Below are 6,608 nucleotides of genomic sequence, written 5' to 3'. Positions count from 1 at the left end.
CAGCTTTAGGTCCGGGCCGCGGTCGGTTGTCCTGTTAGGCATCGCAACTCCTCCGTCCGATGATGGGCTGGAGGGTCTGGGCTATGCCAATTTGTCATCTTCCTAATCGGGATCGCCGTCGAAACGGCGTCACCACTCTCCGGCCGCTACCCTCCGAGCTAAATGATAGCACAAGGCTGTTTCTATCCCGCGCAGGCGCGCCACGACGCTGGACAGTTTTTTAAAATGTCGCGTTCCATCCGCAGCCGCTCGTTCTCCTGGCGCAGCAAGGCGAGTTCCGAAGCCTGGTCCGCCGACATCGGCGTCGCCTGCGTGGTGGGGCGCCACGCCGCCGATGCCGGCTCGCGCCGGAGCTTATCGACCCAGCGCCGCAGCACTGAGTCGCGCAGACCGAGCTCCTTGGCGACCGACCCGATCGAGCGGCCGCTCGACACCACCAATCCTGCCGCCTCGCGCTTGTACTCTTCAGTAAACGACCGTCGTGCACGTTCCATTCAACACCTCCAGGCTCAACGAGCCTACTACAGGTGTCCACTCATTCGGGAGGAAGTTCAGCTATCAACTAATGTGACGAACTTGCGTTCCAGATGACTAGCTAGTCACGTGAATCTAAAGTGCGCCACATACGCGCGGCCATGTTCGACGAGTAGCTCAGCCGGTTGGGAGAGTGGTCGCGAGCAGTGTCATTGCGCTATTCCAGGCAAGCGGATAATCAAGCCCCACCGCAAGCCAAAACAGGAGGAGATCGAGTTGAAGATGGTGTTGTGCGTCGTCGCATTAATGGCAACGATTGCGAGTGTTCGCTCAGGCGATGCCGAGCAACTGAAGGTATCGTTATCTGAAAAGGGCGCGTATAGGTCAATACAAGACGCGGTAGACGCGCTACCTCAGGCTGGTGGAAGTATAGTAGTCGCGCCGGGTACCTATCGCGGAAAGGTTAGAGTGACGAAACCCAATGTCAATATCAAGGGCGCCGGTGGTGGGCCGGATGAAGCGGTGATTGTCTACGGTGATAGCGCCGTCACTGCGGGTGGGACTGTCCGTTCCGCGACCTTAGATGCGTCGGGCGATAACTTCCGGCTCGAAAATCTGACTGTTTGGAACGACTATTCTGCCAATTCGGGCAATCCAGCATCTCAGGCAGTGGCACTTTCTGTCACCGGCGACAAGGATGTTTTTGCAAACGTCAGAATACTTGGTGCGCAAGACACATTGTTTGTCAACAAGGGGCCGAACAGGAACGCCAGTCGTCAGTTCTTCGTAAACTGCTACGTCGAAGGCCATATCGATTTTATATTTGGTAACGCCAAGGCCTACTTTAGGCAATGTGAGCTACACGGTGTTGCAAACCACGCAGTCGTCTATACCGCACAAAGCAGAGCCTTCCCGGACGAAGACAGCGCCTTTGTGTTTGATCATTGCACGCTGACAGCCGACAAGGGCGCGCGCGACATTGCTCTTGGGCGTCCATGGCGTCCCTATGCTGCGGTGATCTTCTTATCGTCGCAGATTAATGCGCCGGTCATGGCTGAGGGGTGGGTGGAATGGGACCCGGGCAAGAGCCGCCGCTTAATGAACGCCTACTATGCTGAATACAGATCCTCCGGTACTGGTGCCGATCCTAGAGGAAGAGAAAGATATGCGCGCCAGCTAAGCGATCGGGAGGCAATGCAATGGTCGCTCCAGACATTCTTCTCGCACGATACGAGCTGGATCCCGCAAGCGCGATAGAACGCAGCGGGAGTGCCCGCAATAGCAGCGCGCCGGTGCCGATTAGCGACAGGCCTGCAGACGGGCTGTCTTGGCGGGCCCGAATTGGGACCATCTGTGTGGGAGCGTGAGTATCAGGAAGCACTGGTGCGAGTTGCGTACCAAGCACGGCGGGTACGAAGCTGACCGCAACCATGCAATCCGGCTTTTACACCGGCCAATCCTTTGTGATCGTCAGCGATCGATTGGAGCTGCGGCCCGAGGGTCGCGCTCAATGCCACCGTTTTTGCTACTGGTGGCTTCAGGGAACGGGCGGAAGGCAACTACGCACGGGTTCGATGCGCCGTAATGTGGAGTAGCGGCGGCACCTGGCGGAGATGGAAATACATTGACCGCGGTCACTGTTGCATTCTCCACTTGCCAAGTTGCGCGGGGAGAAAAGCGCACATCTTCCATCGCAATATCGAGCGGATGCTGTTGATCAAAGCCTCGCATTACGAGCGTACCATCAGTCCCATAGACGTGCCTTAGGACGATCTGTTGATAAAGTGGCAAGTTATTGCCAGCGAAGGGGCCGTAGCGCGTGTCGAAGTGTATGGGCCATTTGTTATTTCTCATACATATATTCTCGTAATTAACCCGCTCAACTAAGCCGCCTCGGCTGGGATCGCTTTTAATGCGCAGACCAAATGTCGTGCCGTCCAAGGTCAGGTTGCGAACCAGCACGTCACTGACACCGGAATTCAGTTCGCTACCAATCGACATGCCGTGCCCCCAGCCGAATTGGTTGTCTAAAATGGAAATGTGGCGTGCAGGGCCGCTTGTGCCAGCCTTGATCGCGATATTGTCGTCTCCGGTGCGGATAAAGGAGTGGATTATCGTCACATCCTCGCTTGCGGCTGGGTCTATTCCGTCGGTATTGCGGGCATCAGCGGGTGTATCAATGATGACCGCCCAGATGGTAGCACGTTCCACGTGGCTCATCGCAATGTGAAAGTTTGCTGCGTTGCGCAAGGTGATGCCATGAACAGAGACGTCCTCAGCACGGTCCATTTGGATCAATCGAGGCGCGTTTTGTTTTGCGCCCTCACTTTGTGCACGACGGGCCAGTTGCCACCAAGTCTCAGCCGTGCCCGCCATCAAGGTCCCGCCTCCGCCGTCTATTGTACCGTATCCATAGAGACCGCCGCCTTTAGTCTTCGTGAAACTGATGAGGGGCCGACAGCCATCACCGCTCCGATCGATGTGGCCACAGCTTCCCGAGCTCTTTTGGTATGCTTTTGGGTCGGCTACAGCCGTCAGTATCGCGCCCCCAGCGAGCCACAGTGTTGTGCCGGACTTCATTTCGATTGGACCCGAAAGGAACGGCCCTGGGCCTAGATATACGGCGGCGCTTGGGACGCAATGGTCTATGGCGGCTTGCAATCTGGCAGTGTCATTTCCACCTGACGGGTCTAGGCGCGCGCATACCCCTTTAGGCGCGGCCGGTTCGCGAACATTGCGGCGATCCTTTGCCTGAGACGCGGCGGAAAGCAGCCCGACCGCAAGTATGAAAACTGCGGCTAGGTAGCGGAAACGGGCGGCCATTGCCACTCCATTGGTTTCATAGGCAGGCAAGTGCGGGCGGTCGCTACGGCTGTGCAAGTCTCGTAACCTGTAGATGCGGGTGCAATTGCCGCGTGGTGAAACGGATGGCCATCCGGCGGAAGTGCGCTGGTGGAAAGCGACGACCGCAGACGTCTCCCTATTCCCGGAGTCGAACGAAATCGCTGGCGGGTCATTTAGCCATCCGAATGTACTGCTACGTCCGCATACTATGACCGTATTTGCCTTTGTCTTCCGGTCTGCCCGTCGCAGTCACCCGGAGGGTACGACCTATTTACGCAATTGGCTTGCATCGAAGTCCCTCAAGTGACCGATCAGAAAACAGCTGGGTCGCGCCCCGCGCAGCTTGTCGAATGCCCGTCTCGCGTATGCGCGTTTGTCCGAGCTTAGTAAAATTGAGTGTTTGGATGGGGCCCATTTAAATGATGGATCGTAGCCACTTTGGCTTTTGAGGCGATGATCGGAGGGGCGATCCGATGGTGGAATGGAGCCGGGCGGGAATGTAGCAGTCACGAACGAACGCGGAGATATACACGCGGTGCATCGGCACGAGTCTCCTCCTGACGATCGTGAACGAGCTCGGCAGGGTGGTGGACAAGCTCTCCATCAAAGCATTGTAGAAGCAGTCGCCCTTGTGGCGCGTCGATCGGGTACAGCCCGCAGCCGCAGGGCTCCGCACGCGATATGTGGAACGTACTGCTCGCTCCGACCTCAATCATGGATCAGTCCGTCAGAGGCTGCTGGCGGATCGTCGTTATCACAGCACAGGGGAGTTAGCCCGCATGTGATAGCACATGGGCCGATCGACCATCTTGCGGCCGAACCGGTCGGTGATGGCGGCGCGATACAGCCGGCACTCGACAGGCGGGATATAGGTGATGTCAGCCAGCCAGAGCCGGTGTGGAGCTGTGGTGGTGAAGTCGAGCGCGATCAGGTTCGGAGCGATCGAGAGATCGTGACGAGTTACGTTGGCGCGGACAGGAGGTTACGGCCCTAATCGCTCGAATGCGATTGCGGCGGATCAGAGCTACGGCCAGCGCCGCTCCCTGCGTCCGTAGAGCGCCTTGGACCAAACACTGCATAGCGCTGGCCATGCTCGCAATGCTGCACCACCATTTGTTCTGCCATATTTGCAAAAAGCGTGTCTTGGGGGAAAGGCAGACGCGAGCGGGTGGGAGGAGGCGTTCGCTGCATGGCCTCGATGTCAGTGCGGCCGACCAATTCAGAATATGAATGCGCTCTATCAGAACAATCGATTTCACTGATGTCGATCAAGCCTGGTACTCAGGTCGCAGGGGCCGCATGGCGTGCGTTATACGCTGACTAGCCGTTTCACTCACGGCGCGCGTCCTGGTACAGAACCATATAACGGGTGGACGTGATGATGATGATGAACAGTACCAGAAACTCGACCTCGGCGGAACAAATCAGCATGGGAGATCAGGCCTTAACGTTGTGGTTGCCGAAACTGAGGCACTATCTGTCGTGGTGGCGACTGTTTACAAGCCCCTTACCTTCCCGGCGGCCCCACCTCGAATCGCTTGCTGACCCGCCTGATGCGGCTGACCCGAGCGATTCTCAGGAACGTCTCAGGCAAAATATCGAAGCGCAAGTTGCGGAGATTGGCAGGTTAGTGGGCGGAGGTGAAGCGCCAGGCGAAGCAACCCGCCATCTCACTGAGTTGACAAATCAACTCATACTCGCGCAGCTCGGGATTGTTTCCAAAGTCAAATGCGTCACTACTGAGGCGACGGATCGCTTCGCTAACCGTGCTCCGGTAGAAATGAGCGACATCTATGAGCCGGAAAGGCTCTTGAGATTGGGCCATCTTTTTGACAAAGCGGTATCGGCGTTAACTCCGAGTTTGCGGACGCAATGCCATAGAACAGATATAGCTAAACTTATCCTCGGCCGGACATCTGAAACCAAAGTCGAGTTTAATCGTTTCATCAAGTGCGTCGCTGCGATTGCTGCCGCCGCCGAAGAGATGTGACTGTACCTAACATCGTTTCCGAAGTAGCGCAGCCGCGATTGCTCGCGTTGTGAGGAGATGCCGATGTGCTCGGCTTTGACGTTTTCTGTTAGTCGACTGGGCAGGGCGGGTTGCAATCGCATAGTGTCGTAGCGGGCAGACAACCTTTCTGCGCTCCGGTGCTGCGCATGTTGGATCGCCGCCTCCTCCCTGGCTCTCTGGAGAATCGCTTCAGAGCGGACGGCCGTACGCCCGCTCATGGTCTATGGATCGGAAACCTCGCAGTATTGCCATCAGGAGAGAAGCAAGCGGAGAGCAAAAAAAATAAATATCCATGTCGCAAGGCAGTACAGTGCGGCGAAGCGCCATACTCCCGCTCTGAATCGGCGGCGCCAATTCACAAGTTGCGGCGCGCAACCGCTGAAGCGACGGCCGCGGACAACCTCGATCATCTCTCGATAGCTGTCAAAAGCAAAATACGAGCGATTGTTTCGAATGTACGTTATCCGCTCTTGAGGGGAAAGGCACAATTGCCAGACGTACTGCGCCTCCTCGCGCACACTGTCAGAACGTGGCTCGTGCCCACCTGAGTTGTAAGCACGCCGATCAATGGAGAGTGGCGATGGAAGTTGACGCGATCGCGTGCTCCCGATGAACGTGAATTTCTGCTGAAGCATCGAAGTGTCCCTTTCGCAATTCGGCGAATGATGCGTACAACGTGACGTAACGAGAGAATCAAGAAGATCCTGCGCAGATCCAACGGATCAGCTGTGCGCTCTGTCCACGACCCGCGCCGATCTAAGTGTAGGTCCGAGCGAAAGGGCATTGCGAAAAGCGGGCGCTATAGTCAGGCCAACGTGGCCGGTGCTGGCTGTTGATTGCGAGATACAGCTCCCGAGGCAATGATGGTGGCCGTTGAGAACTCTCTGAGGTGCCGGCTCGTTGAACCGGGGCGGCGAGTGTGGGGCGCGGGCACGGCTGCTTACAAATGTGCTCAGTTGGTTAAGAGAGGGGTTGAATCGGACGCAGCGAGAGATTGTACGATGTGAAGCAAATGAGCAGTTCGAGACGAGACGCGCGAGGCCGCAATGGTGTTATCTTTGGGCGATGTACCGGGCATCGTGAGCCAGATCGGGCGGCTCCACAAACAGGGGCGCTGCTCGTGGTTTGGATTGGCCGTGCGGTCGATAAACCGGGATCAATGAATTGATGGTCATCGTCCGTGCAGATGGATTCAATCAGGTTACGATGGCCCACTAAGCAACCGTTCGAGCCATACCCTCTCGGTAGCACTCGAAGTCGTCGACTTGCGACCTACAAA

5 protein-coding genes are annotated in these 6,608 nt (G+C 56.9%); 2 read left to right on the top strand and 3 right to left on the bottom strand.

Annotation, left to right across the window (positions count from 1 at the left end; genetic code table 11):
• Positions 1–182 precede the first annotated feature (182 nt).
• Positions 183–494, bottom strand: coding sequence for a transposase (locus L6639_RS41075; protein ID WP_128929916.1), 312 nt, complete (start codon positions 492–494; stop codon positions 183–185).
• Positions 495–756: 262 nt separating this feature from the next.
• On the opposite strand from L6639_RS41075, the gene L6639_RS41070 reads away from it, so the two are divergent.
• Entirely contained in the window at positions 757–1,731 is a 975-nt protein-coding gene (locus tag L6639_RS41070; protein ID WP_128930193.1) for a pectinesterase family protein, read from the top strand.
• Positions 1,732–1,944: 213 nt separating this feature from the next.
• On the opposite strand, the gene L6639_RS41065 is transcribed toward L6639_RS41070, so the two are convergent.
• Positions 1,945–3,054: a glycoside hydrolase family 28 protein gene (locus tag L6639_RS41065; RefSeq protein WP_232995663.1), complete on the bottom strand. Its 1,110-nt coding sequence runs from the start codon at positions 3,052–3,054 to the stop codon at positions 1,945–1,947.
• Between the two features lie 1,642 nt (positions 3,055–4,696).
• Here L6639_RS41065 and L6639_RS41060 point away from each other — a divergent pair.
• Positions 4,697–5,308 (top strand): hypothetical protein, encoded by a 612-nt coding sequence (locus tag L6639_RS41060; RefSeq protein ID WP_128929914.1) that lies wholly within the window; start codon positions 4,697–4,699, stop codon positions 5,306–5,308.
• Between the two features lie 272 nt (positions 5,309–5,580).
• On the opposite strand, the gene L6639_RS41055 is transcribed toward L6639_RS41060, so the two are convergent.
• A complete protein-coding gene (locus L6639_RS41055; protein WP_128929913.1) occupies positions 5,581–5,964 on the bottom strand; it encodes a hypothetical protein in 384 nt (127 codons plus the stop codon).
• Between the last annotated feature and the right edge of the window lie 644 nt (positions 5,965–6,608).

This window comes from Bradyrhizobium zhengyangense, from assembly GCF_022012555.1.
Taxonomy (GTDB): Bacteria; Pseudomonadota; Alphaproteobacteria; order Rhizobiales; family Xanthobacteraceae; genus Bradyrhizobium; species Bradyrhizobium zhengyangense.
This window is presented reverse-complemented; position numbering and strand designations above follow the sequence as displayed.